We start from the raw sequence: 24668 nt of genomic DNA, 5'->3' as shown, positions 1-24668 counted from the left end.
TATGCAAAATAAAAAGCGATGGCTTGTTGTAGAAACCATCGCTTTACAAATTACTGCTGTTCCGCTCTAAGAGGTTAGAAATTGTATTCTAACTTCGCTTCGATAGAGCGCTCAGCGCCAAACCAACAGTTATTTTTGTCGTAACAAGAATAGTATTCTTTATCCAATAGATTGCTTGCAGAAAGGGTGACGCTAGCCCCTTTCATTGATTCAGATACCGTTGAGAAATCGTAACTTGCTGCCAAATCAAACAAGGCGTAGTCCGGTACTTTCTCACTATTTTGTGCATCAATTTGTGCTTCTCCGACATAGCGAACACCAGCACTGGTACGAAGGCCTGAAAGATTTCCTTCAAAGAAGTAGTTGGCCCATAGAGAGGCCGTTTGCTCAGGCACCCAAACCGGTGTTTTACCTTCTTGGTTGTAATAACTGTCTTCGGTAATCTCCATATCGGTATACGTGTAGCCTAGAGTGAAATCAGCTTGTGTTGTGGCTTGCCACTTTGCCTCTAGTTCAACACCCTGTGATACCACTTCGCCCGCTTGATAGTTCGGTGCATAAGGATTATTCGGATCGGTCAAGATCGCGTTTTTCTTCGTAATATGGAAGAACGCTAAATTACCCGAGATATCGCCAGACAATGGCGCGTATTTAAAGCCGAGTTCCCACTGATGCCCGGTTGATGGTTCAAACGCTTTGCCTGTGGCATCTGCACCCGCAATCGGCTCAAAACTCTCGGAGTAAGTAAGGTATGGGGATAGGCCGAAGTCGAGTTCATACAAACCGCCGACTCGGAAAGATACGTTGGTGTCGTCTAACTCTTCCTTGCTGTTGGATATTGTTCCTAGATAATCGCTCACGGCGTCTGTATTTGAATCGTATTTATCCCAACGAATACCTGCAATCATTACAAGTTGGTCGTAACGAACTTGATCTTGCAAATAAACGCCAATTTGCTTCGTTTTGATATCTAAGTTTTGTTTGTATTGGAAATTCAGTGCATTACGATCAATGCTGTAGTGGTCAGGATTAAAGATGTCCTGAGTTAGCGAATACCCAAGCGTATCTTTGTATTTTACATCCGAATCTAGATACTGATAATCAAGTCCGAACAATAAGTTATGTTCAAAGTCTCCCGTTTTAACGTAGCCAGATAGTTGGTTGTCAATCACAAAGGATTTGGACTTTTCATCGGTTAAATAGGCATTTCGACCAACGGTACGGTTATCCGCTTCAAGTGCACCGTTATATGTGTTTTCCTGATAGGCATCGGCGGTCATGTAGCGGGCATTCTGTAGAAATTGCCAATTGTTGTTAAAGTCGTGTTGGACTTTGTAACCCATCATCAGAACTTCGCGTTCGTAAGTGTTCCAGTCCTCATCCCCCAAATAAGTGCTTGGTGACATCGAGCCAAGTGGGTTGTCAATCACTGAGCCAGACGCTGGCACGGTCGTGTAGATACCTGCTGATGGATCATTTTGATAGTAAACATTCACGTTGACTAAGGTGCTTTCTGTCGCTTGCCAATTGAAAGATGGAGCGAGGACATAACGTTCGTCTTCAGACGTATCGGCTTGACCATCTCGCTGTTTTGCGAGGCCGATAATACGGTAATCAACATTAGAATCACCAATTTGTCCTGTGGTGTCGAACGTCAATTCTTTTAGGCTGTTAGTCCCAGTACTAATCGAGACAGAGTGCGAAGGTGTTGACTGAGGCGCCTTGGCGATAATATTGACCATACCTCCTGGTGGAATATTGCCGTAAAGAACAGACGTTGGCCCTTTAAAAACCTCGATTTGTTCAAGGGCAATGGAATCGACCTGAGGTTGAAGGTTCCAGCCGTTGTACAGCAAAGGAAGACCATCATAAAAGTTGGTGTAGTTAATAAAACCACGAATATTGAATAGGTCAAGGCGAGAAACGGCACCGCCACGCAGCTCTGTATTTACGCCAGGCACGTAACGCAATGCTTCGCTCACTGAGTTTACGCCGCGTAGGTCCATGTCATCTTTAGTGATTACCGTGATCGCTTGCGGCGTTTCTTCCGGTTCTAAAACGGTTTTAGTTGCGGTGTTTCGGTATGTTTCGCCAAGTACTGTGATAGTTTCGTGCTGAGAAGTGCTCTCAGTGGCACTGGCGTGACCAGCAATAAGCGCGGATACCACGACTGCAACCGCAGAACGATGAAATCGATTCGGACTTTCCATATTTATTAATTCCACTACTTTTATTTGTTGATAATGATTGTTGTTTGCATTCTATAGCGAAAGAAATAGGAAAAGTTAACAATTTGGTGCAAAGCCAGAACCTAAGTGCTTAGGCTTCTATCTAATGGGCATGGCTTCGTTCGGTTTGACAGGTATCCAGTAATGCATTTGGGCGTTCTCGCTCTCAACATCATAGTCTTCTGGATAAACTTCTAACTCGTAGCCATCAATACCGTGATAATTGGAATAGGGGAGCCAGTGCAAAATGAACCACTCAAGCGTCGCCGCTAGATTTAATGCTTTACCTATGTGCGAAATCACTGCGTAGGTTTGCTTAGGAACAACCAGAAGATCTGGTTCTTGCGTAGAGCCTTTGGATATTGAAGTTCTTGACGCAGAGTTGTACTCATAACCGGCCCAATACTCGAGTTGCTGGTTGCTTGAATACGCTTTTGTTACGTCAATCACACCAAGATAGTTTCTTTCCAGATGAGTATGGTTTTCAGATGAATAGAGCTGTGACCACAGAGAGGGCACTTTGGATTGGAAGTTGGGCGTTGCGGAAAACAATCCATAAATAGGTTCATGATAACCAGCAAGCACAAAAGCAGGTTTTGTTTCTATTCGAACTTCGATAAAGCACTTATGTCTATTTTCGTCTTCTGGTGTCTCGCGCAACGTTAAAGGTTGCCTCAAGCCCGTTAGTTGCTGAGCTTTACGATAATCCCGAGGACTCTTTGAAAACATATTTTTGAACGCTCGACTAAATGCATGTTCAGACGCAAACCCCATTTCTATCGCAATATCTAACGAGCGATCTGATGTATGGATTAAGCGTTCAGCCGCAAGGCTTAGTTTTAGCTCTCTAATATAGTGAGCGACGGATACGCCAGTGTGTTGCTAGAAAACGCGTTGCAGTTGCCAACGTGACCAGCAGCTTGCTTTCGAGATTTCATCCACGCTAAGTGCGATATCTAGATTGTTGTGAATGTAATCAAGCACAGAGTGTATTCGGTTTATCGGGTGCAGATTCTTTGTGCTTGGTTTCATGACATTCTACTTTCGCATTAATAGTATCCTCATTATCTTTAATTGAGTATCATTATCAATAGAGTGAGAGGATAAAATTCAGGCTACATAGATCACAATAAAATTGTAATGGATTGCAAGGATGGATAAGGATTGTCCATATTAGAGTTTTTGCTTAATTTTTGTCTTACGTTAGTGCAACTTTTTTTATCCATAAAATACAAATATTTATGATGTTTTGTGCAACTTATTTAAACGTTTGCACTGGCAAGTGTTGATGTAAATCAAATAGTCGTAGACAATACTGCACCGTGTCGGACTCTCCTCCAGCGAGTACAGTGTGTACTTTTGAGACATAAGTGACCTAAATGACCTTAATACGTCGTGTTTCCAACAGATTTGGGAGTGCTACTTCTTGAGGTTCTTTGGGCCTATAGACTTTACCTATCAACGTAATAGGTAAGACCAATTTTCTATTTTGAGGTGCCATTGATAGGGTTGGCTCATCCTTTAGCCGTATCCGGGCACACAATAAGTACCTCGTTTTTAAGGGAAAGATGATGGTAATACCAGAAAACAGCAGCATCGTTATTTTTGGTGCTTCAGGTGACCTTACATACCGTAAGCTCATTCCTGCTTTATACCACCTCTATGCGAACAAGCAGCTTCCAGAAAATTTTGCCATTCTGGGTGTAAGTCGCACTGAATACAGTGATGAGTCTTACCGCGCGAAGCTGAAAAAATCGCTTCAGGAAATGGAAAAGACTGAGCCAGAAACGCTTGATGCATTTATTAACCATCTGCACTACCAAGCTATCAATACTTCTGACACACAAGATTACAGTAAGCTATCTTCTCGTTTAGACCAACTTGCTGACGAATATCGTTTCGATCAGCGCAATACGCTTTTCTACTTAGCAACCCCACCAAGTTTATACAGTGTGATTCCTGCAAGTCTTGCAGCACACGGCCTAAACAAAGAAGAAGATGGTTGGAAACGCCTGATTATTGAGAAACCATTCGGTTATGACCTTGAATCAGCGCGTATTCTGGATAAAGAAATTCACGAGCACTTCCAAGAGCATCAAATCTACCGAATTGACCATTACTTAGGTAAAGAGACGGTACAAAACCTTCTTGTACTTCGTTTCTCAAACGCGATGTTTGAGCCTCTTTGGAACCGTAACTTCATTGATTATGTTGAAATCACGGGCGCAGAATTCCTCGGCGTAGAGGAGCGTGGTGGTTACTACGACAACTCGGGTGCCGTGCGCGATATGTTCCAAAACCACCTGCTACAAGTATTGGCGATGGTGGGTATGGAGCCACCTGCACAGATCAATGCAGATTCGATGCGTGATGAAGTCGTTAAAGTACTCCAGTGTCTAAAACCTTTGGACGAAAACGCTCTGCGTAACGATCTAGTATTAGGTCAATACACCGCTTCTGAAGTTCGTGGACAAAGTCTACGTGGCTACCGTGAAGAGCCGGGGGTTGCAGACGACTCACGTACCGAAACTTATATCGGTTTGAAAGCATACATTAACAACTGGCGTTGGAATGGCGTGCCATTCTACGTGCGTACTGGTAAGCGTCTTCCAACACGCGTGACTGAAGTGGTTATCCACTTTAAACAAACACCGCACCCAGTGTTTGGTCAAAACGCACCAGAAAACAAGCTGATCATTCGCATTCAGCCAGACGAAGGTATTCAAATGAGCTTTGGCTTGAAAGAGCCAGGCGCAGGTTTTGAAGCGAAAGAAGTGAAAATGAACTTCCATTACGCTGATCTACAAGAAACGCAAATGCTAACTGCGTATGAGCGTCTTCTACTTGATGCTTTGAATGGTGATGCTACGCTATTTGCACGTAGTGATGCGGTGGAAGCGTGTTGGCAGTACGTACAGCCAATTTTAGATTTTAAACAAGATCCACAATCCCTCTTCGGGTACGCATGCGGCACATGGGGTCCTAAAGAGTCAGACGACCTGCTACAGCGTGATGGTCGCGCTTGGCGCTTCCCATGTAAAAACTTAACAGATACGGATTACTGTGAACTATGATCAACCATAAGATCTACCAAACAGCAGAGCAGGTAGTTGAAAGCCTAGCTAACGACATGAAAGCGTTCAGCGAAATGGGCCGACCTGTTCACATCTCTCTTTCTGGCGGCAGCACTCCTAAAATGCTGTTCAAACTGTTGGCTTCAGAGACTTACGCAACCTCTATTCAGTGGCAAAATCTCCACTTCTGGTGGGGTGACGAACGTTGTGTCGCACCTGACGATGCGGAAAGCAACTACGGAGAAGCGAACGCGCTACTGTTTAGCCAAGTAAACATTCCAACAGAAAACATCCACCGTATTCGCGGTGAAGATGACCCTAAAGTGGAAGCGGAACGCTTTGCGAAAGAGATGTCAGAGGTGATTCCGACTGAAAACGGAACCCCTGTGTTTGACTGGATCTTATTAGGTGTTGGTGCAGATGGTCACACAGCTTCTCTGTTCCCTGGCCAAACGAATTATGATGATGCGAATCTATCTCTTGTGGCGTCTCATCCTGAGTCGGGCCAACTTCGTGTGTCGAAAACAGCACGCGTATTAGAAGCAGCAAAACGCATCAGTTACTTAGTGCTTGGTGCAGGAAAAGCGGACATCGTTGAAGAAATCAACAGTTCACCTGCACACGCACTGCCATACCCAGCGGCTAAGATTCAAGCGAAATCTGGCCTGACGGAATGGTATTTAGATTTGGACGCAGCAGCAAAAATTGCTTAAACGCTGCTCGTCAATGAAACAAAATTGGAGAGAAACAATGAAAGGTGATATCGGTGTAATTGGCCTAGCGGTAATGGGTCAAAACCTTATCCTAAACATGAACGACCACGGTTTTAAAGTGGTCGCTCACAACCGTACTGCTGCCAAAGTAGACGAGTTTCTGGAAGGACCAGCGAAAGGCACGAACATCATCGGTGCATACTCTCTAGAAGAACTAGTAGAGAAGCTAGAAACGCCACGTAAAGTGATGCTAATGGTTCGCGCAGGTGATGTGGTAGACAAATTCATCGACGCGCTAGTCCCTCTACTAGACAAAGGCGACATCATCATCGATGGTGGTAACACAAACTATCCAGATACAAACCGTCGTGTTGCTGCACTACGCGAAAAAGGCATCCACTTCATCGGTACTGGCGTATCTGGTGGTGAAGAAGGTGCACGTTTTGGCCCATCTATCATGCCTGGCGGCGCTCCAGAAGCTTGGGAAGCGGTTAAGCCTATCTTCCAAGGTATTTCTGCGAAAACTGATGCAGGCGAGCCTTGTTGTGATTGGGTTGGTAACGACGGTGCGGGCCACTTCGTTAAGATGGTACACAATGGCATCGAATACGGTGACATGCAGCTGATCACAGAAGCTTACCAGTTCATGAAAGACGGTCTTGGTATGTCTGCAGACGAGATGCAAGCGGTATTCGCTGAGTGGAACAACACTGAGCTAAACAGCTACCTTGTTGAAATTACGGCTGACATCCTTGGCTACAAAGACGAAGACGGTGAGCCTCTAGTTGAGAAAATCCTAGACACTGCTGGCCAAAAAGGTACAGGTAAATGGACGGGTATCAACGCTCTAGACCTAGGTATTCCTCTAACGCTAATCTCTGAGTCCGTATTCTCTCGCTGTCTATCTGCACTAAAAGATCAACGTGTTGAAGCTGAGAAACTGTTCGGCAAGACAATCACGCCAGTAGAAGGTGACAAGCAAGAGTGGGTTGACGCACTACGTCAAGCGCTTCTAGCGTCTAAGATCATCTCTTACGCTCAAGGCTTTATGCTAATGCGCGAAGCATCAAACGAGAATGGCTGGGACCTAAACTACGGTAACGTTGCTCTTATGTGGCGTGGTGGTTGTATCATCCGCAGCGCGTTCCTAGGCAACATCCGTGATGCATACGAAGCGAATCCAGAACTAGCATTCCTAGGCTCTGATGATTACTTCAAAGGTATCCTACAAAACAGCCTAGTAGCATGGCGTAAAGTGGCGGCTAAGTCTCTAGAAGCAGGCATCCCAATGCCATGTACGACTTCTGCACTAACGTTCCTAGACGGTTACACAACAGCTCGTCTACCTGCGAACCTACTGCAAGCTCAACGTGACTACTTCGGTGCTCACACTTACGAGCGTATCGACCGTGAGCGTGGTGAATTCTTCCACACGAACTGGACTGGTACAGGCGGCGACACAGCGTCTACAACTTACGACGTTTAATCCGCAGTCAGTAAACGGATAAAAGCAAAAGGGTGCCCAAGTGGCATCCTTTTTTGTGTCCGTAAGATATTGATATATTGGTAGATTTGTAAGTTACATTAAACGTTGATTCGTCACGCACTTCTCAAAAATGGGAGAGCATGCTTTTGCTAGCAGTTTAATATTTCTTTTCGAAGATGAAGCTAAGCCGCTCTCTTGCATCTCCTCAACTACAAGCTCAAGGTAATAGAAATGACACAACAGAAGCATCCATTTCACACAGCTTTCGTGTTGCTTATTTTCATATTACTGATCATTTACTCCATTTATCGCCTTTATCATCATTTCGCTTTCGAATCTCTACCGCTTCAGCTCAGTAGTGGCTTTCAAGTGGTCTACATTGATGCGTCATATGTTTTAAGTATCGCAAGCTTACTCTTGTGTCCTACATTATTGGTTTGTATTTTATTTGATCGAATGACACAGTTAGTCAAAGTGCCGATTAAAGTGATAACCATAACAGTTGTCTTGTCCCTTATCGTTGCTATTCCAGTTCAAATTTTGGAATTTGGGCGATTGAGGTATATTGCAGAAAATAATGGTTACTCAGCGTGCCCACCTTTCACAATCGCGTCCAGTGGGATGTCGATTGAAGCTATGGTGAAAGATGAGAGGCTTTGCTTGGATGCTGAGATTAATCGCATTGCGGTGTATGGCTATTTTCACGAACTCGAACGGATTGATAACTATATCAAGTCACAGGAAAATTTCACTCAATAGAAAAGAGCGCTAGGCGCTCTTTTCTGTGGTCGTTTTCTTGTTTTGATAAAACCTGTCTTTGAGGTAGAGAATTGCGCTGACCACAAGAGCTACTACAGAAACAGTAAATAGGGCATACATGCTGAGAATCCATGCGAATGTAGCCGTCAAAAACGCAATGAAGGAAAACATTCTGCTGAAAGACATCACATGGCCAAGTTTGCTACTTTTCATAAACGCCTCCCAAAGCGGAGTGGGGATAGACAAGTGTGGTCATATACCACACTTTGATTGTCTGTTCTTTTTGGGCGTTTCACACAAAAAAGCGGCTAAAGATTTCTCAAAAAAGGTGAAATATTGAACTGGTAGACAAATCCATAAACGGCTTTACAAATATATGAATGCATTTGTCTATCACTTCAAAGTTTTTGCTGTGTGGATTAAGGCCTTTTAACGCTATTATTGCAGCCTTCGAGTTTACTAGGCGTAATTTCAAGTCAATAATTCCGGGAAGCTCATCCTCATTATCAGTCACGATGAAAATCACTTTTCTTTGCTTAACAATACTTTATTGAATATGTGTGATTGCATCAGGTTTGAGAATGAAACTCAGATTGCACAAAAGGTGAAAAAGAGTGCTAGGTAAGCCTTTGAACTACGCCTATAATTAGCGCCCACATGGAGGATGTTTAATAAATGAACATCCTCTATTTTTTGAAACCAGCAACAAGGAGCCAGTAAAACGTGTTTTTCTGGTGTTGTTTACGTTGACCAAGAAGGTGATTAACACAACAAATTGAGGTTCTAAGATGACTCTTAATAAGTACTTTGTTTTCATTCCGGCAGAATTGGATCAGGAAATACACAAGGACAACCAAGTGATCTCTGAGAAGGAAACTCAACGTCAGGCATTAGTAAAACAGGCGCAACAACAAGGCGGCCTGTAAGCTAGGTTTCAAATAGAAAGAGCACCGCAAAGGTGCTCTTTTTGTATCTGAGGTTATGGATTAACCCAATATGCCGAGGCTTTTCAGCTTTCTATATATCGTATTTCGACTGACGCCAAGCATACGAGATGTTTTGCTGATGTTCCCCTGATTGGCTTGATATGTTTTGAGCAGTTTGTCTTCGACGGTTGCACGCAGTTCTAACGTGGGTTCGGCAGTGGTTGTTACGTCTTGAGCCTGGCTGAGTTTCTTACTCAGGTGAGTCGGTACGTGAGTGAGCTCTAACGTTTCTTCACCTTGCGCCATTAATGCGGATACTTTGATTAAACTATCGAGTTCACGCAAGTTTCCTGGCCAAGAGTAAGAAAGCAGCAGAGAAAGTAGGTGAGGGCAAAGTTGTTGTTCAGATTCAGCGTGACGTCGATGAATATTCTCGATCAGTTGTTGCTTATCATCTCGCTCTTCGAAGCGAGGCAATTCGATGATCAAACCATTGAGGCGATAGTATAAGTCTTGACGGAACAATCCTTCGCTAACCAAGTTCTCGAGATCTTTATGCGTGGCCGCGATGATTTGCGTATCTACTTGAACACTTTGGTTTGAACCAACGGGAAGCACGGTTTTATCTTGCAATACATGCAGCAAGCGGCTTTGAGCTTCCAAGGGTAAATCTGCGATTTCATCCAGAAACAAAATCCCCTTGTGCGCTTGGCGAATTTTTCCCTGATAGCCTTTGCTGTTTGCGCCAGTAAATGCACCAGCCACGTAGCCAAACAATTCGGACTCAACCAAATCTTTTGGTAGTGCGCCGCAGTTAACGGAAACCAACGGCCCCGTTTTTCTCTGGCTGTTTTTATGTAGCGCTTTCACAAACTCATTTTTACCAACTCCAGTCTCTCCGAGAATCAGTAAACTGATGTCTTTATCGATAACGCGATTGGCTTGTTGCCAGCAATGCTCGACAGTGGAATCACCATAATGCAGATCATTGGAAGCGGTAACGGAACGAGACTTCACTTTTTTGTCGGTCAGCGGCTTTGTTTTGAACACGAAAGGGTGCTCGCCACTTTGGATAGAAAGAATGTCGTCGAGCGATTGCCCGATGACGTTTTGTTGCGCGAGGAGCTGCGAAGCAACTTGATTGTGCGCAAGAATCTGTCCATCTTCATTGGCGATGATAATCCCTTGCCACCCACTGTTCAGTAAGCCTTTCTCACATGCCAAATCCACACGAATATGCCCTTGTGGAATCAAGTTAAGCAATTGATTTTCAACTTGCTGGACCATGTTTTGTACCAGCACTTGCGTTGAGAAGTCATGTTTCTTTTGTTCGCTGGTGATATCTAGCACGCCAATCAAATGACCAAGATGATCGAAAATAGGATTGGCCGAGCAGCTAATAAAACGATGGTGTTGGATGAAGTGCTGATCGCCAATGACTGATACCGGTTTTGCTTCAACTATCGCAGTCCCAATCGCGTTAGTGCCTTTGACCTTTTCTTGCCAGCACGCACCAGAGCTTAGCGCAATTTCGGTCAACTTCTCGCGGAACTTAGGTTGTCCCCAACTGCCGATGATGACGCCGTCGGCATCCGTCAGAATTAAGCGGCTGTCACTATGAGCAAAAAGCTGATTAAACAGCGGGAGAGCAAACTGGGTGACGGTTTCCAATAAGAAGTTGAGTTGGTGACGCCTATCTTGAAGTGTCGCAGGTGTCACTCGAATATCTTCAGGGCGTCGACGCTGTTTTAAACCCGCCTGTTCACTTCGGATCCATGAAGTTGAAAGCCAATTGTTATCGCTAATGTGTTGAAGTTCCATGACTGTACCATTTTGTCACAGTGAGGGTGTGCCATTTTGGAACACTTGAACATTGGTGTTCACACCATACATCCGCTCAAACATCGCTCACTTGGTTTGTTATCGCTTGGTAATCATAGTTTTACATTTAATTAACAACAAGTGTGGTGTAGTTGGCGTGTGACTTGCGTAATGCTCTTTGTGAACAGTGCGATACGACACTGCAATAACATATTGAACGAGAAACAAAAGGAAGAGTTATGATCTATGCACAGCCAGGTAGTGAAAATGCCATTGTTAACTTTAAATCGCATTACGATAACTTTATCGGTGGGGAATGGGTAAAACCAACGGGTGGTGAGTATTTTGACAATATCTCACCAATCAACGGACAAGCGTATTGTAAAGTTGCTCGTTCTGGCGAGGCGGATATCAACTTAGCATTGGATGCGGCACACAACATCAGAACTAAATGGGCAAAAACCAGTGTGACTGAACGCTCGAACATCTTGCTGAAAATTGCTGATCGTATTGAGCAGCATTTAGAAGAGTTGGCAGTTGCGGAAACCTGGGAAAACGGCAAACCAGTTCGCGAAACCTTGGCGGCAGATTTACCTTTAGTGGTAGATCATTTCCGTTACTTTGCTGGCTGTATTCGCGCACAAGAAGGCAGTGCGGCGGAGCTGGATGAGCACACCGCAAGCTACCACTTCCCGGAGCCGATTGGCGTTGTTGGTCAAATTATCCCGTGGAACTTCCCAATGTTGATGGCGGCTTGGAAGCTGGCACCGGCACTTGCGGCAGGTTGTTGTGTTGTATTGAAGCCAGCAGAACAAACGCCAACGTCGATTCTGGTTCTTATGGAAAAGATCGGTGATCTACTGCCTCCGGGCGTCATCAACGTTGTTAATGGTTTTGGTTCAGAAGCAGGTCAAGCGTTAGCAACCAGCAACCGCATTGCGAAACTCGCATTTACGGGCTCAACACAAGTTGGCAATCATATTCTAAAATGTGCAGCAGACAACTTGATCCCTTCGACTGTTGAGTTGGGTGGTAAATCTCCAAATATCTACTTCTCAGATATTTTCGATTACGAAGATGAGTACCTCGACAAGTGTATCGAAGGTACGCTACTTGGTTTCTTCAACCAAGGCGAAGTTTGTACCTGTCCATCTCGCGTATTAGTTCATGAAGCGATTTACGATAAGTTTGTAGAGAAATTGACGGAACGTGCGCAGTTAATCAAGCAAGGTAACCCGCTCGATACCGATACTCAAGTAGGCGCCCAAGCTTCTCAAGAACAGTTTGATAAGATTTTAAGTTACCTCGAAATTGGCCGTGAAGAAGGCGCAAAAGTGGTCTTTGGTGGTGGTGTTTCAGAACAGCCAGAGTCTATCAACCAGGGGTACTACATTCAGCCAACAATGTTGGAAGGCCACAACAAGATGCGAATCTTCCAAGAAGAAATCTTTGGCCCCGTCATTGCCATCACTAAGTTTAAAAATGAAGCGGAAGCATTAGAAATCGCGAACGACACCGAATATGGCTTAGGCGCAGGCGTTTGGACGCGTGATGCGAACGTCGCATATCGTATGGGCCGTAATATCGAAGCTGGTCGAATCTGGATTAACTGTTACCACGCTTACCCTGCACACGCTGCGTTCGGTGGCTATAAAAAGTCGGGTATCGGCCGCGAAACACATAAGATGATGTTGGATCACTACCAAAATACGAAAAACCTATTGATTAGCTACAGTGTTGATCCACTAGGCTTCTTCTAAATGAAGTAGTTAACAAAGAAAAAGCAGTACTAACCAAAACCCCGAGCCTTCGGGGTTTTTTATTGCATGGGCTTGCGGGTGGTAGGGTGTATATACGTGAAATGTATATTTTGAACCCATCTATATTGCGTGCTCAGGAACGTTGAATTACGGCCACTTTTCGTTCAAGTAGTTTTTCGACCGCGGTGTTTTGCTTTTCAAGACTAAACTGCTGATCAAAATCCAAGACGCGATTACAAGACTCAAGACTCGCAAACTGGTTTAAACACTCGCTAAGTTCTCTTTTAGAGCTCATTCGAGCCAAACTGCTTTCTGATGAAGAGAGTAGGGTCACTTTGCGGCCATGAAACGTTCCTTGTGGCAGAGCATCACTTTGCTGTGCTTGCTTTACTTCATGAACCGGTAAGTTAGTGTATTTAGATTGGATGTCGTTGGACATAGAGACACCTAAACTCTTAAGTCTAAAGTTTGTGGCATCGGAGCTACCTCAGCTGTGGCGACATGAGCAGACAATAACGACTCCCACGACTCACTTTGCGTCAACAATTCCGCCAAAGCAGTTTCAAAATACTCATAATCCAGTCGCTTAATGTTAATGAGTCGGTTTAAACAGAGTACATGTCGATGATTATCTAAACTAAAGAATAATTGATGCTCAGGCCAGTGATAATTAAAGGCTAGGAAAGAACGATAGAGATCGGAATTAACGATTTGAAGACCAACAATCTCAGCTTCGAGCTGGAGGGTTGTCGATTCAGGATGAAAGATGATATGCACTCTTAGATTATCATCAAACGCTAAGCTTACTTCATTTTCCGTTAGATGCAGTGCAGGCAAGCCTATTTGATGAGCAAACTTTAGCAAAATCTCATCGATAGTTTGGCGTGCTGACATAGGAATAGTCCCTTTTGAAATTTTATCAAGGAAAATATTAGATGTATCTCTTCGTGTTTATCAATATTGGTCGGTTGTTATTATATTTTGGTTTTTAATTTCGGTGAGCTAAATAGAACAGCGATAACAAATGTGCTCTGATGCATATTGTGGTGCTTCTTAGATATTTAAATATCTTTGTTCTCTAATATACCCGCCTAATTGAAAGTGTATTAAGGTGCAGTCACGATGAGTTAAATTAAATCTAATGTTAAATATGTGTTGTTGAAGAATGCGATTTATTGTCCGCTTGTAGTATAAATATAAGTTGATCTTTTATATTTTTACATAAAGAATTGTGTGAAATTAAAATGAACTAAGTCTATAAAATAAGTTTATGGTGTCATAATGAACAATTCTATGTGGGCTGGTTTTGTCGGACTATTCCTACTAAGTGGGTGTAGTCAGTCTGTGCCGATTGTAAGGGAAGGTAGCTTTGACACAAAGAGTCAGGCGACACTCTATGGTTGGGTTTCTGTCGATGGATACTTTCCACCTTCGATTACGTCTCTTGATGTGGAAATATGTAAAGTGGTTGAAAATCAGTGCCTTAAGTCTGCGTTGCAGCACTACCAAGGCGTTCAATTACCCGTACAGTATTCATTTTTAATTGCACCGATTCAAGCTGGTGACGGAAACATGAAGATAATTGGAAAGCTATACTCGAATGGGGAACTTGTAGCGGAAAAAGAAAAGAACTATTTATTTTCAGTGGAGGGAAAGCAGGAAAACTTGATGCTCGTGCCAAAAAATAACCAGATGAAAAGTAATCGGTTACATTTAATTAGACCTTACTAAATTATTAAAAATAAAGATTTGCTCTTTCCTGTTGTGAAAGTTTTGTTGTTTTTTACAAACATTAATCACATGGTTTAAGTCATCGGGTCAGTTGTTTTTTAGACTTATACTTGTTGCAAAAATAGCATTCTTTATGATTATATCTCGCTCCTTGAACACGTTGGCTTGGCGTTTTAGGCTATAAAACATACAATTTTAAGATTTTGGAAATTTCAGTTTGTTCGATAAACGATACCATAATCTATTTAATTTTATTCTAATGTATAACAAAAATCCTAAACTTTAATAACGAAATGATATTTAAGTTTTGGCTAATAATAAACGCTATCTGATAAAAATAATAAAGACGGACAGCAGAGTTTACTAAGATAAACTTTTACCTTTAGGTAAGGGTAATGCTTAGGATATTCGCTAATTATTCGGGGGGTATGGTAAGTGATATGAACTTCTATGCTCTTTTCTTTGCTTCTTTAATTGATATAGCAGTACTTAGAAATAACAACAATCAAAGTATTGCTTTGAAAGTTTCTCAACACTCGTACTGAGAAACTCAAAATAATGAAGGGTAGAAAATGGATGTGTCAGGCCAACTAAACACAGAAAAGGTCGGCTCGAGCTCGCGAAAAATTCGTAGTTTTTCCCGCTATGAAAAATCTGACGAAGTATTTCACTCAGACCAATCTCACATTGTTGTCGTTCACAATGGTCAGCTTCGAGTTCAAACAGGTGATTGCACAATCGATGTCGCGGCAGAAAACGGGGTGTTTCTATCCCAAGGGGATTACTTATTCGAGTACTCGCCCTTAGACGGGTCATACAAAGCGTCGATTATAACCTACGACAACGAACTCGTTAGCCAGCTATTACAAAAGCACAGTGATCTTTTGATGATGCTGCCCAAGGTAGATAAAGTTTGTTCTGGCTTGTTTACTTTTGGTTTGAACATACTCGTAGAGCAAGTGCTTTCCAGCATGCAGACGCTTGAGCAACAGGCGTATCCAGATGCGATTATGTGCCTAAAATATGAAGAGTTACTCATTCTTTTGCTGCACGGCAAAGGGGGAGAATCACTCTATGCGTTGCTTTCACAACAAACGAACCGAACATCGGAACGGTTACGTCGATTTATGGAACAACACTACCTCAAAGAGTGGAAGTTGACTGACTATGCGCAAGAGTTTGGTGCTAGCTTAACGACTTTTAAAGAGCTATTTAATGAGCACTATGGCATTTCTCCAAGAGCTTGGATCAGTGAGCGCCGATTGTTGCACGCTCATAAACTCCTGTTGACGAGCAAGATGAGCATCGTGGATGTGGCGATGGAGGCTGGGTTTTCTAGTCAGTCTTACTTTACGCAGAGTTACCGCCGTCGTTTTGGAACGACGCCAAGCCGTGTACGTTCGGGAGACGATCAAGTAGCTATCGCGAAATGAAATGACTTGGGACTAAAATTTTCTGACTAATTTTGAAAGTCACTCATCAGCGTAAATTCTATTATGCGTCATGTAACAACGAACGATTAAAAATTATTACACCTCTTTCTTTCTGGATCGTTCGAGAGGGGTGCGGAGACGAACATAAATGAAAAAGCAGCATTGGCGACGCCGTTCGCTTTTTCCAGACAGCATTGTGACACAACGGAAAGTGACTGTTTTGCAGAGAGGAGCTCGATATGAAAGTGCTTCTAGATCAACGCAGGATTTCAATGTTGTGCACGTCAATCACCGACAATTGTTGAGTGAAGGCGTCATTAATTATGAACAGTTATCTTTACTTCAGCGCTTGTTGGATAGAAGCGTCGTCGATAGCCTGTGCGCAAGCCAGTTGGTGAAAACGTATCAAAAGCTCGGTGCGTCGCTTGACCGATTCGCCATGCGTTTATTTTTGGAAATTGGGTCGCAGCTCAGTGATAGCCGCACACTCGTGACCTTTGAACAAAGACTGGAATACATCAACGCGCGTCTTGGTTTTCGCTTCAATTTAGCGGTGCCAAAAACGTTGATGCTTTGTTTTCATTTATCGCTAAACGAGTGGATTAACCGTCAAGTTGATCAAAGCGCTTTGCATGCCTCCATCAAAGTGGAACAGCTTATCAATCAGCTCGATATTCAAAAGGAATATTGGTTGAAACTATCGGGAGAGGACACCAGTGCGGTGTTTGTGCAACAGCAACTCGATTTAATTGAGCGCCAACAACACCAGTTGAAAGATCAACTCGGGACGTTGAGCGAACAACAGATGCAAGTGATTGAATGTCATCGTTCGTTAATTGAGAAGTGGCAACCGTCTCTAGACGAACTTAAAGGGTTCGCAGAGTACACTTCTACGACTGCTCAGTTTATCTCTGAGTGGAAAAAGTGGTGTTCGGAAGTTCGACTTGAGGCTCCTGAGCTGAACGAAGTCTGGGATGCATGTGATGTGGTTTACAACGACCAAAATGCGGTTGCGAAAGTATGGCAGTGGTTCAAGAGCATGCAAATTGTTGGCGACATCGATCACTACTATTTTGACACTCAAAGCGGCCAGTGCGGCCAGGCTTGCAATCACCTCAGCCAGATTTAAATAGGGCGTTAAATGTTAGATAAGATGATGAAATCTTTAGCGGAAACGCTAAAGGTAGGGGATTTTATTGCCTCAGAAAATGGCTCTTACAACATCGAGGTTGATCAGTTGTCACTGACCATCAAACAACACGCATCATGGTTTTTATGGGAAGCAGCTTTACCTTTCCAGTTTAAAGAGCATCTAGATTATCAACAAGAACAAGCGTTACAACGTTGCATGCAGCTCTCATTAAAAACAATCCGTGAAGATGGCTGCGTACTAACAGCGAATGATGATCAGCAGCTGATTTTGCAAAGCAAAGTGAGGATCGAGGACTGTTCGATTGAGCTGTTCTCTGCTTTGCTTTCTAAGCACGTTAATCTATGTGAGCGTTATATGGCATTATTGGAGCAAGAGCGCGTGAACCACACGATTAATCATAATGTGTGGTTGCCATGATGCGAAAAGTCTTTCCGAACATCAGACGTGCTGCCACAAAGATACTGTTGTGTGCTGTGAGCTTTGCTCCGTTGGGATTCGCACAAGCAACAGACTTACACTGGCCCGAGCAACCATTTAGATACTATGCAGATAACGACTCATTAAAAGAGTTGTTGAATAACTTTGGCGCAAACTATCGCGTTTCGGTTTCTGTGAGTGACAAAGTTAATGATCGAGTGAGTGGACGTTTTACTCCTGATGACCCGGCTGAGTTCCTCGACTACTTATCGCAAGTCTATAACTTGATGTGGTATTTCGATGGTGCCGTCTTACATGTCTATAAGGCGACAGAAACGCGCTCACGTTTACTCCAATTAGAATTATTGACCGCCAGAGAGCTACGAAGCACGTTAATTTCCACTGGAGTGTGGGATTCGCGCTATGGGTGGAGAGCCGCTGAAAGTAAAGGGTTGGTTTATCTTGCAGGTCCTCCACGTTATGTCGACTTAGTTGTACAAACGGCCGAAGCATTAGAAACGCGCCTGCTGCAGAAATCGAATTCAACCGACGAGTTATTCGTTGAAATAATTCCTTTGAAGTACGCTTCTGCAACGGACAGAGAAATTGCATATCGAGATCAGACAATTACGGTTCCGGGTATCGCATCGGTTTTAAAGCGAGTCGTGTCTGGTGTTCAAACTCAAGTGACGAGTGCGTCGAACAAAGAAGTTACCAGTTCAGATAAGCCTGTAAAAAGCAATAAAACCGCCTCAGTTCATGGCGGAGCAACGGTTGAAGCAGAGCCGGGCCTTAATGCGATTATTGTTCGTGATACTCAAGCGCGATTACCGCTCTATCGCAAACTGGTCGCTCAATTGGACCAACCGCAATCAAGAATTGAAGTTGCGTTATCGATTGTCGACATCAGTGCCAACGATTTAAGTCAGTTAGGCGTGGATTGGCGAGCGGGAGTGTCTGTCGGAAATAATCGAATTGTTGATATCAAAACAACAGGGGATGTGAGTTCGGGTGATGTGACTCTCGGCAGCGGACAAAATTTTAAGTCTTTGCTTGATTCAACCAATCTGAATTACCTGTTGGCTCAAATCCGTTTATTGGAATCTCAAGGCAGTGCTCAAGTGGTTTCAAGACCAACACTGCTAACCCAAGAAAATGTCGAAGCGGTACTGAACAACAGCAGCACGTTTTACGTCAAGCTGGTTGGTAAAGAGACCGCAGCACTGGAAGAGGTCACGTATGGCACGTTACTGAGAATTGTCCCGCGTATCGTTGGTGACAGGTTTGCTGCCCGACCAGAAATCAATCTGAGCCTTCATCTCGAAGACGGGGCAAAGATTACCGATGGTGGTGTCGACGACCTTCCTTCCGTTCGTAAAACTGAAATCAGCACCTTAGCGACGGTTAAACAAGGGCAAAGCTTACTTATCGGTGGTGTGTACCGAGATGAAGTGAGCCATCAGTTACGTAAAGTGCCATTGCTAGGAGACATCCCATATTTAGGCGCGCTGTTTAGAAGTAATACCAACACTAAGCGCCGCACAGTACGAATGTTTATTTTAGAACCTCGAATTGTTGTGGATGGTATTGGCGATAGTGTGTTGATTGGCAACGAATATGACTTGCGACCAAGTATCGGCAAGCTTAACAACATCTCCAACAATAGCGCTGAATTTAAATCGGTAGTGGAAGTATATAGCTGCACATCGAGGGTTCAAGCCGAGCGCTATCAACAAGACTTATTGTCACAGCAAAAGTCGTCTCAATTAACGCAGTGCCAATTACCAACAGGGCAAAAGGGTTGGCGGGTGAAAGTATTGGAATGTGATGACTCACAAAGTGAGTGTGTGCGCCCTTCAGAGGAGTCTTAACCGCGATGCAGCAATGGAAAATTCGTATTTTATCAGGCGTGCATACCGGAGTAGAAGTCACCTTACCTGAAGGTGCTCTCGTGCTTGGCAGTGACGACTTTATTGCTGATCTTGTACTGTCTGATGCTGGGGTCGAAGCGAACCATTTCACCCTCGTTTGCCAGCAAGACTCGGTCATTTTACGAGGTTGCGAAGAGGCAAATATTAACAGTGAAGACATCGCTGTTGCAGGTGATGGTATCGAGTTGTCACGCCATGCTGTTGTCTCGGTCGGCGTTGTGAAGTTCGCTCTGGGATACGCGGAAGATGCGTTAATTGTGAGTAACGTCAGCGACGAATCTAGCCAACAGAATACACCTGTGGTTGCTGTGCAACGCTCTAGCTGGAAAAAAACAACGCTCATCGCTTTGCTTTGTAGTTTTGTCCCGAGTGTCATTTTTGCCGGTATGTGGTACAGCCAAGCTAACGGAAACAACAATGAAATTGTTACAGAAGCAGAACCCATTGTTTTGGTACGTAACATCTTAGGCGAGCTCAAACTTAGCGACGTTCGCGTGGAATGGAATGCCGCCGCACGCCAAGCAGTCTTAGAGGGCTATGTTGAAGACCGAACACAGAAACTCGATCTGCTTGGTCGAATTGATGTATTGGGCATCAATTACAAAAGTGACTTAAGAACGATGGAAGAAATCCGTCGCGGGGTTCGATTTATTTTGCGCAACCTCGGCTATCACCAAGTGAAAGTCGAAAATGGCGATGAGACCGGCACACTGCTGCTGACGGGCTATATCGATGATGCCAGTCGTTGGAACCAAGTTGAACAAATCTTGGAGCGAGACGTGCCGGGTCTTATTGCGTGGAAGGTTGAACTGCAGCGAGCGGGTGCCTACATGGATACGCTAAAAGCGTTATTAACGGATGCGGAGTTACTGAAAAAAGTCCAGTTGGTCACCAGCGGTGATCGCATCGAAGTTCGTGGTGAGCTTGATGATATCGAAACGACTCGATTTTACGGTGTGACCCGAGACTTCCGGGAACAATATGGTGAGAAACCGTACTTAGTTTTGAAATCCATACCTAAGGTGAGTAAAGGCACCAACATCGATTTCCCGTTTCGTAGCGTTAACTTTGGCCAGGTTCCATATGTGATTCTGACCGATAACGTTCGCTATATGGTCGGTGCAAGAACGCCTCAGGGCTACCGAATATCCAGTGTTACACCTGCTGGTATTGAGTTGGTTAAAGGCGGGCGGGTGATAACAATAGAACTTGGATATGAAGGTGAGACGAACAATGACAAATCTTGAACAAATTTTAAATAACGACACAAACGGTGCGGAAGTGCACAAGATTAAGAGCAAGCTCTTAGAAGCACAAGCGGTGGTGAAACGTCAGTTGGATTTAGGGTGCTCACCACAGCAGTACCAATTGCTACTCAAACAGTATGAAGCTTACACAGCCGCCCATGCGGTCGTTGAATCATACGAAGCTAACTAAAAAATACGAGGAAGTCTTATGTCATTTTACGATGCTAGTAACAGTGTAAACCTTGATGATGTTAAAACTAAGTTAGAAAAACAAGCGAAAGATGCCAACACAGAGGTGACGACTGCCATCAAGAACCTAGAAACAAACGCCGATGATCCATCTAAGCTGGCTGAACTTCAGCACGCGATCAACAAATGGTCTGTTGTTTACAACATCAATGCGACCACTACTCGTGCGATTAAAGATGTGATGCAGTCGATTCTCCAGAAGGTATAAAGCATGGAACGAGAAATGCGCCAATTGCTGGCTGAAATCGCGCTGATGGCAACCGGTATGCATCGTCATCAAGAAGCTAACACGATTGCGGACGGCCTTGAAGCAAGCTCTGGTTCTGAAGAGGCCGTGGTGATGATTCGTACAATGAGCCTTATGAATAAAGGCTTGTACGAAGAGGCTCATCAATTGCTCGAACCACTTTGCAACGCCTATCCAGATCTGATCAGTTTAGCGGCCCTTGCTTCCGCCAAAGCTGGTTTCTTGAGCAAAGCGGAAAGTTGGGTAGAACTCGCATCACAGGGAAGCGAAGAAAGCCAAGCATTTGCTGCAAGCTTTTCTCAGGACATTAGGAACCTTGGATGATCGTTGATTCAAGTAATCTAACTCTTCAGCCTCAACCTCTGCGCCAATCGGAGTCGCGCCATTATGAGCGGAGCGATGAAGATAAGATGAATGTGCTCATGGAGCGTAATGCCAAGCAAGCGGAAGCCTCACACGCCTCTCCAAAAGAGACGTTAGAGAAAACAGAAGCGAAACTGGCGGACATCAAAGCGTGGTATGAATCACTAAAAGACGCAGATGTTGTCAGTAAACAAAGCGTCTTATCGTCGTTGAATGAAGCGTTCTCCGATCCTCAAGTTAAACGAGAGGCAATGTGGTACGCCTTTTATGAGGCGAAGAGTGCAAAGGGCACCGAACACCCGCAAGCCGATTTATTAAAGGTGTTGAAGCAGGAGTTGCTAGGGGATTTTTCGGGCCAGCTTATTGCCGAGCCACCTGTCGATAAAGCAGCACTTAAAGAAATGTTGGCGCAGCATTTTCCACTTGGTGCCCAGAAAGAACAAGCCTTGTGGCACTGCTGGGCTGAGTTGAAGTCGTTACCTGATATGGCATCAACGCTGGACATGGTCCGTGATGAGCTTAGCTTCATGATCCAAAAAAATGCGATGGTGAAAAACATCGTGACTCATAGTCACAAGTTAGATTTGTCTTAGGAGTACATATGATAAACACGCAGTACACCGAGGTGATGCAAACCAACATTGATAAGTTGCAGGATGCACAAGTCGAGGACGGTTTAAGTGAACGTTTCGAACAAGCTATGTCGGTTCCCGAGGCGAATAATGGCTTGGAGGGCGGTTTGCTCGAAAACATCAGCGAGTTAAAAAATACTATCGATAACGCGAAAAGTAACCTGCAAGACAACATGAAGATGGTGGGTGATGATCCGGCGCAATTACTGCAAATGCAGTGGGCACTGACGCGCATTACTTTTCAAGAAGAGCTGATCGCGAAAACCGTGGGTAAAACCACACAAAACGTAGAAACCTTATTGAAGGCACAATAGTGATGATGAATAAAATGAGAGCGGTTTTCATCATGCTCACGTTGTTTCTGGTGGGTTGTCAGACCGAGCTGTACACCAACGTAACTCAGAAAGAGGGGAATGAGATGTTGTCGATCTTATTATCCGAAGGTGTCGTTGCAACAAAAGAACCTGACAAAGACAACACCGTCAAGTTAATGGTAGACAGTTCTCAAATCGCCTTCGCTGTAGACGCGCTGAAGCGAAAAGGGTATCCAAGAGAGCAGTTTTCTACATTGAAAGAGGTGTTTCCCAAAGACGATTTGATCTCGTCGCCATTAGCAGAACGAGCACGTTTGGTGTACGCGAAATCTCAAGAACTTTCTTCAACCTTATCTCAAATTGATGGCGTGCTGGTGGCACGTGTTCATGTTGTTTTAGAAGATCAAGATCTACGTCCAGGAGAGCGTCCAACGCCTGCATCTGCCTCTGTGTTTATTAAACATGCGGCGGATATTGCGCTTGATTCGTATGTTCCGCAGATCAAGTTATTGGTGAACAACAGTATTGAGGGGTTGAATTACGATCGAATCAGCGTAGTGATGGTACCCTCATCAGAGGTACGAGTTGCTACTCAAAACAATCAATTTAAAAGCATTTTGTCGGTTCAGGTCACCAAAGAGACGGCGAATAATTTTGTCGCCATTTTGGTGTTCTTGGTAGCTGCGCTTATCGGTTCAAATATCGCTACTTTTACTTGGTGCCGCAGGAACACAAAGCGTGGTTAAACCAGAAACACCACTCGCGCAGGTACAACATCAGTTTAACTACGCGCCTTGCCAATACATCCATAAAAGTTGGATAGAACAGAAACAGCCTTGGTTACTAAATATTGAAGGTTGGAGAGATAACCCCATGTTTAACCAATGGTGCATAAATGAGTGGGCGTTATCTCCAGTTCCAGAGACGGCTTTTAACAAACCTTGCCATAGCTTGGCGTTGCTCCCAGCGGATGCGTTGAACCAACTCGTACTGATGGTGGGCGGAGCTTTACATTGTGTGGCAATGCGAGGCGTTGTTTTAAAACATCCGAAACAGGTTCTGAACAACGTCTTTGGATTGGAAGGCGCTCGGTTCTTGATTCAAAACGGGCCGATGTTGTTATCCAGTTGGCCGCAAGGTTGGCAACATCCGTTGCCAGAATCATTGGATGAGCGGTCTGTTGAAGCAAAAATGCAAGCGCTTGGGTACGCCTGGATAAGGTTTGTTTTAGTTAACTCGCCAGAAGACATTGTCCTGCGTTGGCAATTCAAACTAGAACAGCAGCTCAGCGAGAGTACGGAAATGGCTAGCTGGTTGGCAAAAGATCAGCGAGATCTGGCGTATCGACTCACAAAAAAAATCGCAAAACAGGTTATTCCCCAATGGTTTCATTTGTTGAAATAAAAACAGACAACTTGCAGCTGGCACCTGGCTTAAAGGTGCTGAAAGCGAAAGATTATGCCAGTTATCTTGATTCGCAACACTTAGTTGAAGCCGCGAACTCCAAAGCTGAAAGCATAATTGCTAATGCCCAACAAGCCTACGAAACTGAAAAACAACGTGGTTATCAAGATGGTCTCGCACAAGCCAAGATTGAAAATGCGCAAACGATGGTTGAAACCCTAGCGCGTTGTAATGATTACTATCAGCAAGTCGAAGAAAAAATGACAGGCGTGGTGTTAGAAGCGGTACGTAAGATCATCGATACCTTTGATGATGTCGATACCACGGTGAGCGTCGTGCGAGAAGCGTTGCAATTGGTGAGCAACCAAAAGCAGGTCATTTTACATGTCCATCCAGAGCAGGTTGTTGATGTGAGGGAAAAGGTGGCTGGTGTATTGAGTGATTACCCTGAAGTCGGTTACGTTGACGTGGTAGCAGACGCTCGCTTGAAAAATGGAGGCTGCATTTTGGAAACTGAAGTCGGGATCATCGACGCCAGTATTGATGGACAGTTGCATGCATTAAAGCAAGCGATGGTGAAGCAGCTCAGTGAGCGTAAAATTACGATTCATGAATAAATCTTAAAAACTCAGCACTTGCTGAGTTTTTTCATTTTAATGCCTTTAAACAAAAAAAATCCGACCATTTCTAAAATATTCACTGCCATAAATCCTTAAGAATACACCTAAGAAAGCTGCTTAGTTGATAAGTGTTGCAACCAAGCAGCGCCTCTAAAACAAC

At 44.1% G+C, this 24668-nt stretch carries 25 protein-coding genes and 1 pseudogene; 20 read left to right on the top strand and 6 right to left on the bottom strand.

The window, feature by feature from the left end:
- Positions 1-74: 74 nt before the first annotated feature.
- Positions 75-2210: a TonB-dependent siderophore receptor gene (locus OO778_RS09555; protein WP_264909455.1), complete on the bottom strand. Its 2136-nt coding sequence runs from the start codon at positions 2208-2210 to the stop codon at positions 75-77.
- A gap of 117 nt (positions 2211-2327) precedes the next feature.
- Positions 2328-3260 (bottom strand): annotated as a pseudogene (locus OO778_RS09550) (AraC family transcriptional regulator).
- A gap of 539 nt (positions 3261-3799) precedes the next feature.
- Between OO778_RS09550 and zwf the strand changes: the two are divergent.
- From zwf to OO778_RS09530, 4 genes are all read left to right on the top strand, one after another.
- Positions 3800-5302 (top strand): glucose-6-phosphate dehydrogenase, encoded by a 1503-nt coding sequence (zwf, locus tag OO778_RS09545; RefSeq protein WP_005397367.1) that lies wholly within the window; start codon positions 3800-3802, stop codon positions 5300-5302.
- The gene (gene pgl / locus OO778_RS09540; protein ID WP_182034539.1) at positions 5299-6015 is read left to right on the top strand and encodes a 6-phosphogluconolactonase; all 717 of its coding nucleotides are present in this window, start codon (positions 5299-5301) and stop codon (positions 6013-6015) included. Before zwf ends, pgl begins: the two co-directional genes overlap by 4 nt.
- A gap of 37 nt (positions 6016-6052) precedes the next feature.
- Positions 6053-7501, top strand: a complete 1449-nt coding sequence (gnd, locus tag OO778_RS09535; protein WP_005397369.1) for a decarboxylating NADP(+)-dependent phosphogluconate dehydrogenase — start codon at positions 6053-6055, stop codon at positions 7499-7501.
- A gap of 231 nt (positions 7502-7732) precedes the next feature.
- Entirely contained in the window at positions 7733-8260 is a 528-nt protein-coding gene (locus OO778_RS09530) for a hypothetical protein (protein ID WP_264909451.1), read from the top strand.
- Positions 8261-8269: 9 nt separating this feature from the next.
- On the opposite strand, the gene OO778_RS09525 is transcribed toward OO778_RS09530, so the two are convergent.
- Complete coding sequence (locus tag OO778_RS09525; protein WP_005397371.1) at positions 8270-8473, bottom strand: hypothetical protein; 204 nt, start codon at positions 8471-8473, stop codon at positions 8270-8272.
- A gap of 575 nt (positions 8474-9048) precedes the next feature.
- Between OO778_RS09525 and OO778_RS09520 the strand changes: the two genes are divergently transcribed.
- Positions 9049-9186 carry a hypothetical protein gene (locus OO778_RS09520; RefSeq protein ID WP_005464410.1) on the top strand — a complete coding sequence of 46 codons (138 nt, stop codon included), beginning with the start codon at positions 9049-9051 and terminating at the stop codon, positions 9184-9186.
- Positions 9187-9246: 60 nt separating this feature from the next.
- On the opposite strand, the gene OO778_RS09515 is transcribed toward OO778_RS09520, so the two are convergent.
- A complete protein-coding gene (locus OO778_RS09515) occupies positions 9247-11007 on the bottom strand; it encodes a sigma-54-dependent Fis family transcriptional regulator (protein ID WP_264909448.1) in 1761 nt (586 codons plus the stop codon).
- 239 nt (positions 11008-11246) lie between these two features.
- Between OO778_RS09515 and OO778_RS09510 the strand changes: the two genes are divergently transcribed.
- Positions 11247-12767 (top strand): aldehyde dehydrogenase family protein, encoded by a 1521-nt coding sequence (locus OO778_RS09510; protein WP_074191264.1) that lies wholly within the window; start codon positions 11247-11249, stop codon positions 12765-12767.
- 133 nt (positions 12768-12900) lie between these two features.
- Here the strand turns inward: OO778_RS09510 and exsE2 are convergent, their stop codons facing one another.
- The gene (exsE2, locus tag OO778_RS09505; protein ID WP_074191265.1) at positions 12901-13206 is read right to left on the bottom strand and encodes a T3SS regulon translocated regulator ExsE2; all 306 of its coding nucleotides are present in this window, start codon (positions 13204-13206) and stop codon (positions 12901-12903) included.
- A gap of 8 nt (positions 13207-13214) precedes the next feature.
- A complete protein-coding gene (gene exsC / locus OO778_RS09500; RefSeq protein ID WP_005397386.1) occupies positions 13215-13661 on the bottom strand; it encodes a type III secretion system regulatory chaperone ExsC in 447 nt (148 codons plus the stop codon).
- Between the two features lie 387 nt (positions 13662-14048).
- On the opposite strand from exsC, the gene OO778_RS09495 reads away from it, so the two are divergent.
- The 14 genes from OO778_RS09495 (at position 14049) to OO778_RS09430 (ending at position 24505) form a co-directional block, all read left to right on the top strand.
- Positions 14049-14498 (top strand): YscW family type III secretion system pilotin, encoded by a 450-nt coding sequence (locus OO778_RS09495; protein WP_074191266.1) that lies wholly within the window; start codon positions 14049-14051, stop codon positions 14496-14498.
- A 572-nt stretch (positions 14499-15070) separates the two neighbouring features.
- The gene (locus OO778_RS09490) at positions 15071-15931 is read left to right on the top strand and encodes an AraC family transcriptional regulator (RefSeq protein WP_074191267.1); all 861 of its coding nucleotides are present in this window, start codon (positions 15071-15073) and stop codon (positions 15929-15931) included.
- Positions 15932-16079: 148 nt separating this feature from the next.
- Entirely contained in the window at positions 16080-17060 is a 981-nt protein-coding gene (locus OO778_RS09485) for a T3SS regulon anti-activator ExsD domain-containing protein (protein ID WP_258615979.1), read from the top strand.
- Between the two features lie 12 nt (positions 17061-17072).
- Positions 17073-17501 (top strand): YscB family type III secretion system chaperone, encoded by a 429-nt coding sequence (locus OO778_RS09480; RefSeq protein WP_258615978.1) that lies wholly within the window; start codon positions 17073-17075, stop codon positions 17499-17501.
- Entirely contained in the window at positions 17489-19372 is a 1884-nt protein-coding gene (sctC, locus tag OO778_RS09475) for a type III secretion system outer membrane ring subunit SctC (protein WP_264909442.1), read from the top strand. The genes OO778_RS09480 and sctC overlap by 13 nt, the downstream gene beginning before the upstream one ends.
- Before the next feature lie 5 nt (positions 19373-19377).
- Positions 19378-20679, top strand: coding sequence for a type III secretion system inner membrane ring subunit SctD (gene sctD, locus OO778_RS09470; RefSeq protein WP_005377197.1), 1302 nt, complete (start codon positions 19378-19380; stop codon positions 20677-20679).
- Positions 20666-20869 (top strand): EscE/YscE/SsaE family type III secretion system needle protein co-chaperone, encoded by a 204-nt coding sequence (locus OO778_RS09465; RefSeq protein WP_005377198.1) that lies wholly within the window; start codon positions 20666-20668, stop codon positions 20867-20869. The genes sctD and OO778_RS09465 overlap by 14 nt, the downstream gene beginning before the upstream one ends.
- A gap of 18 nt (positions 20870-20887) precedes the next feature.
- Positions 20888-21136 carry a type III secretion system needle filament subunit SctF gene (gene sctF / locus OO778_RS09460; protein WP_047009831.1) on the top strand — a complete coding sequence of 83 codons (249 nt, stop codon included), beginning with the start codon at positions 20888-20890 and terminating at the stop codon, positions 21134-21136.
- A 3-nt stretch (positions 21137-21139) separates the two neighbouring features.
- Positions 21140-21499 (top strand): YscG family type III secretion system chaperone, encoded by a 360-nt coding sequence (locus tag OO778_RS09455; RefSeq protein ID WP_264909440.1) that lies wholly within the window; start codon positions 21140-21142, stop codon positions 21497-21499.
- Positions 21496-22131 carry a YopR family T3SS polymerization control protein gene (locus OO778_RS09450; protein WP_005395152.1) on the top strand — a complete coding sequence of 212 codons (636 nt, stop codon included), beginning with the start codon at positions 21496-21498 and terminating at the stop codon, positions 22129-22131. The genes OO778_RS09455 and OO778_RS09450 overlap by 4 nt, the downstream gene beginning before the upstream one ends.
- An 8-nt stretch (positions 22132-22139) precedes the next feature.
- Entirely contained in the window at positions 22140-22484 is a 345-nt protein-coding gene (gene vscI, locus OO778_RS09445; protein ID WP_005377202.1) for a SctI family type III secretion system inner rod subunit VscI, read from the top strand.
- The gene (sctJ, locus tag OO778_RS09440; RefSeq protein WP_086015689.1) at positions 22484-23230 is read left to right on the top strand and encodes a type III secretion inner membrane ring lipoprotein SctJ; all 747 of its coding nucleotides are present in this window, start codon (positions 22484-22486) and stop codon (positions 23228-23230) included. Before vscI ends, sctJ begins: the two co-directional genes overlap by 1 nt.
- The gene (vscK, locus tag OO778_RS09435) at positions 23223-23888 is read left to right on the top strand and encodes a SctK family type III secretion system sorting platform protein VscK (protein WP_074191273.1); all 666 of its coding nucleotides are present in this window, start codon (positions 23223-23225) and stop codon (positions 23886-23888) included. Before sctJ ends, vscK begins: the two co-directional genes overlap by 8 nt.
- On the top strand, positions 23867-24505 hold the full coding sequence (locus tag OO778_RS09430; protein ID WP_006741524.1) for an HrpE/YscL family type III secretion apparatus protein: 639 nt from the start codon (positions 23867-23869) through the stop codon (positions 24503-24505). Before vscK ends, OO778_RS09430 begins: the two co-directional genes overlap by 22 nt.
- Positions 24506-24668: the final 163 nt, after the last annotated feature.

The sequence above is a fragment of the Vibrio sp. STUT-A16 genome (genome assembly GCF_026000495.1).
GTDB lineage: Bacteria > Pseudomonadota > Gammaproteobacteria > Enterobacterales > Vibrionaceae > Vibrio > Vibrio diabolicus.
This window is presented reverse-complemented; position numbering and strand designations above follow the sequence as displayed.

Bases quoted from the DNA above. Each gene is read 5' to 3' on its own strand.
- exsE2 (WP_074191265.1), bottom strand. From the start codon at position 13,206: ATGTCCAACGACATCCAATCTAAATACACTAACTTACCGGTTCATGAA.
- OO778_RS09465 (WP_005377198.1), top strand. From the start codon at position 20,666: ATGACAAATCTTGAACAAATTTTAAATAACGACACAAACGGTGCGGAA.
- OO778_RS09450 (WP_005395152.1), top strand. From the start codon at position 21,496: ATGATCGTTGATTCAAGTAATCTAACTCTTCAGCCTCAACCTCTGCGC.
- OO778_RS09490 (WP_074191267.1), top strand. From the start codon at position 15,071: ATGGATGTGTCAGGCCAACTAAACACAGAAAAGGTCGGCTCGAGCTCG.
- OO778_RS09430 (WP_006741524.1), top strand. From the start codon at position 23,867: ATGGTTTCATTTGTTGAAATAAAAACAGACAACTTGCAGCTGGCACCT.
- OO778_RS09455 (WP_264909440.1), top strand. From the start codon at position 21,140: ATGGAACGAGAAATGCGCCAATTGCTGGCTGAAATCGCGCTGATGGCA.
- sctF (WP_047009831.1), top strand. From the start codon at position 20,888: ATGTCATTTTACGATGCTAGTAACAGTGTAAACCTTGATGATGTTAAA.
- OO778_RS09555 (WP_264909455.1), bottom strand. From the start codon at position 2,210: ATGGAAAGTCCGAATCGATTTCATCGTTCTGCGGTTGCAGTCGTGGTA.
- pgl (WP_182034539.1), top strand. From the start codon at position 5,299: ATGATCAACCATAAGATCTACCAAACAGCAGAGCAGGTAGTTGAAAGC.
- zwf (WP_005397367.1), top strand. From the start codon at position 3,800: ATGGTAATACCAGAAAACAGCAGCATCGTTATTTTTGGTGCTTCAGGT.
- vscI (WP_005377202.1), top strand. From the start codon at position 22,140: ATGATAAACACGCAGTACACCGAGGTGATGCAAACCAACATTGATAAG.
- OO778_RS09485 (WP_258615979.1), top strand. From the start codon at position 16,080: ATGAAAAAGCAGCATTGGCGACGCCGTTCGCTTTTTCCAGACAGCATT.
- sctD (WP_005377197.1), top strand. From the start codon at position 19,378: ATGCAGCAATGGAAAATTCGTATTTTATCAGGCGTGCATACCGGAGTA.
- gnd (WP_005397369.1), top strand. From the start codon at position 6,053: ATGAAAGGTGATATCGGTGTAATTGGCCTAGCGGTAATGGGTCAAAAC.
- OO778_RS09515 (WP_264909448.1), bottom strand. From the start codon at position 11,007: ATGGAACTTCAACACATTAGCGATAACAATTGGCTTTCAACTTCATGG.
- OO778_RS09495 (WP_074191266.1), top strand. From the start codon at position 14,049: ATGAACAATTCTATGTGGGCTGGTTTTGTCGGACTATTCCTACTAAGT.
- OO778_RS09530 (WP_264909451.1), top strand. From the start codon at position 7,733: ATGACACAACAGAAGCATCCATTTCACACAGCTTTCGTGTTGCTTATT.
- OO778_RS09520 (WP_005464410.1), top strand. From the start codon at position 9,049: ATGACTCTTAATAAGTACTTTGTTTTCATTCCGGCAGAATTGGATCAG.
- OO778_RS09525 (WP_005397371.1), bottom strand. From the start codon at position 8,473: ATGAAAAGTAGCAAACTTGGCCATGTGATGTCTTTCAGCAGAATGTTT.
- OO778_RS09510 (WP_074191264.1), top strand. From the start codon at position 11,247: ATGATCTATGCACAGCCAGGTAGTGAAAATGCCATTGTTAACTTTAAA.
- exsC (WP_005397386.1), bottom strand. From the start codon at position 13,661: ATGTCAGCACGCCAAACTATCGATGAGATTTTGCTAAAGTTTGCTCAT.
- OO778_RS09480 (WP_258615978.1), top strand. From the start codon at position 17,073: ATGTTAGATAAGATGATGAAATCTTTAGCGGAAACGCTAAAGGTAGGG.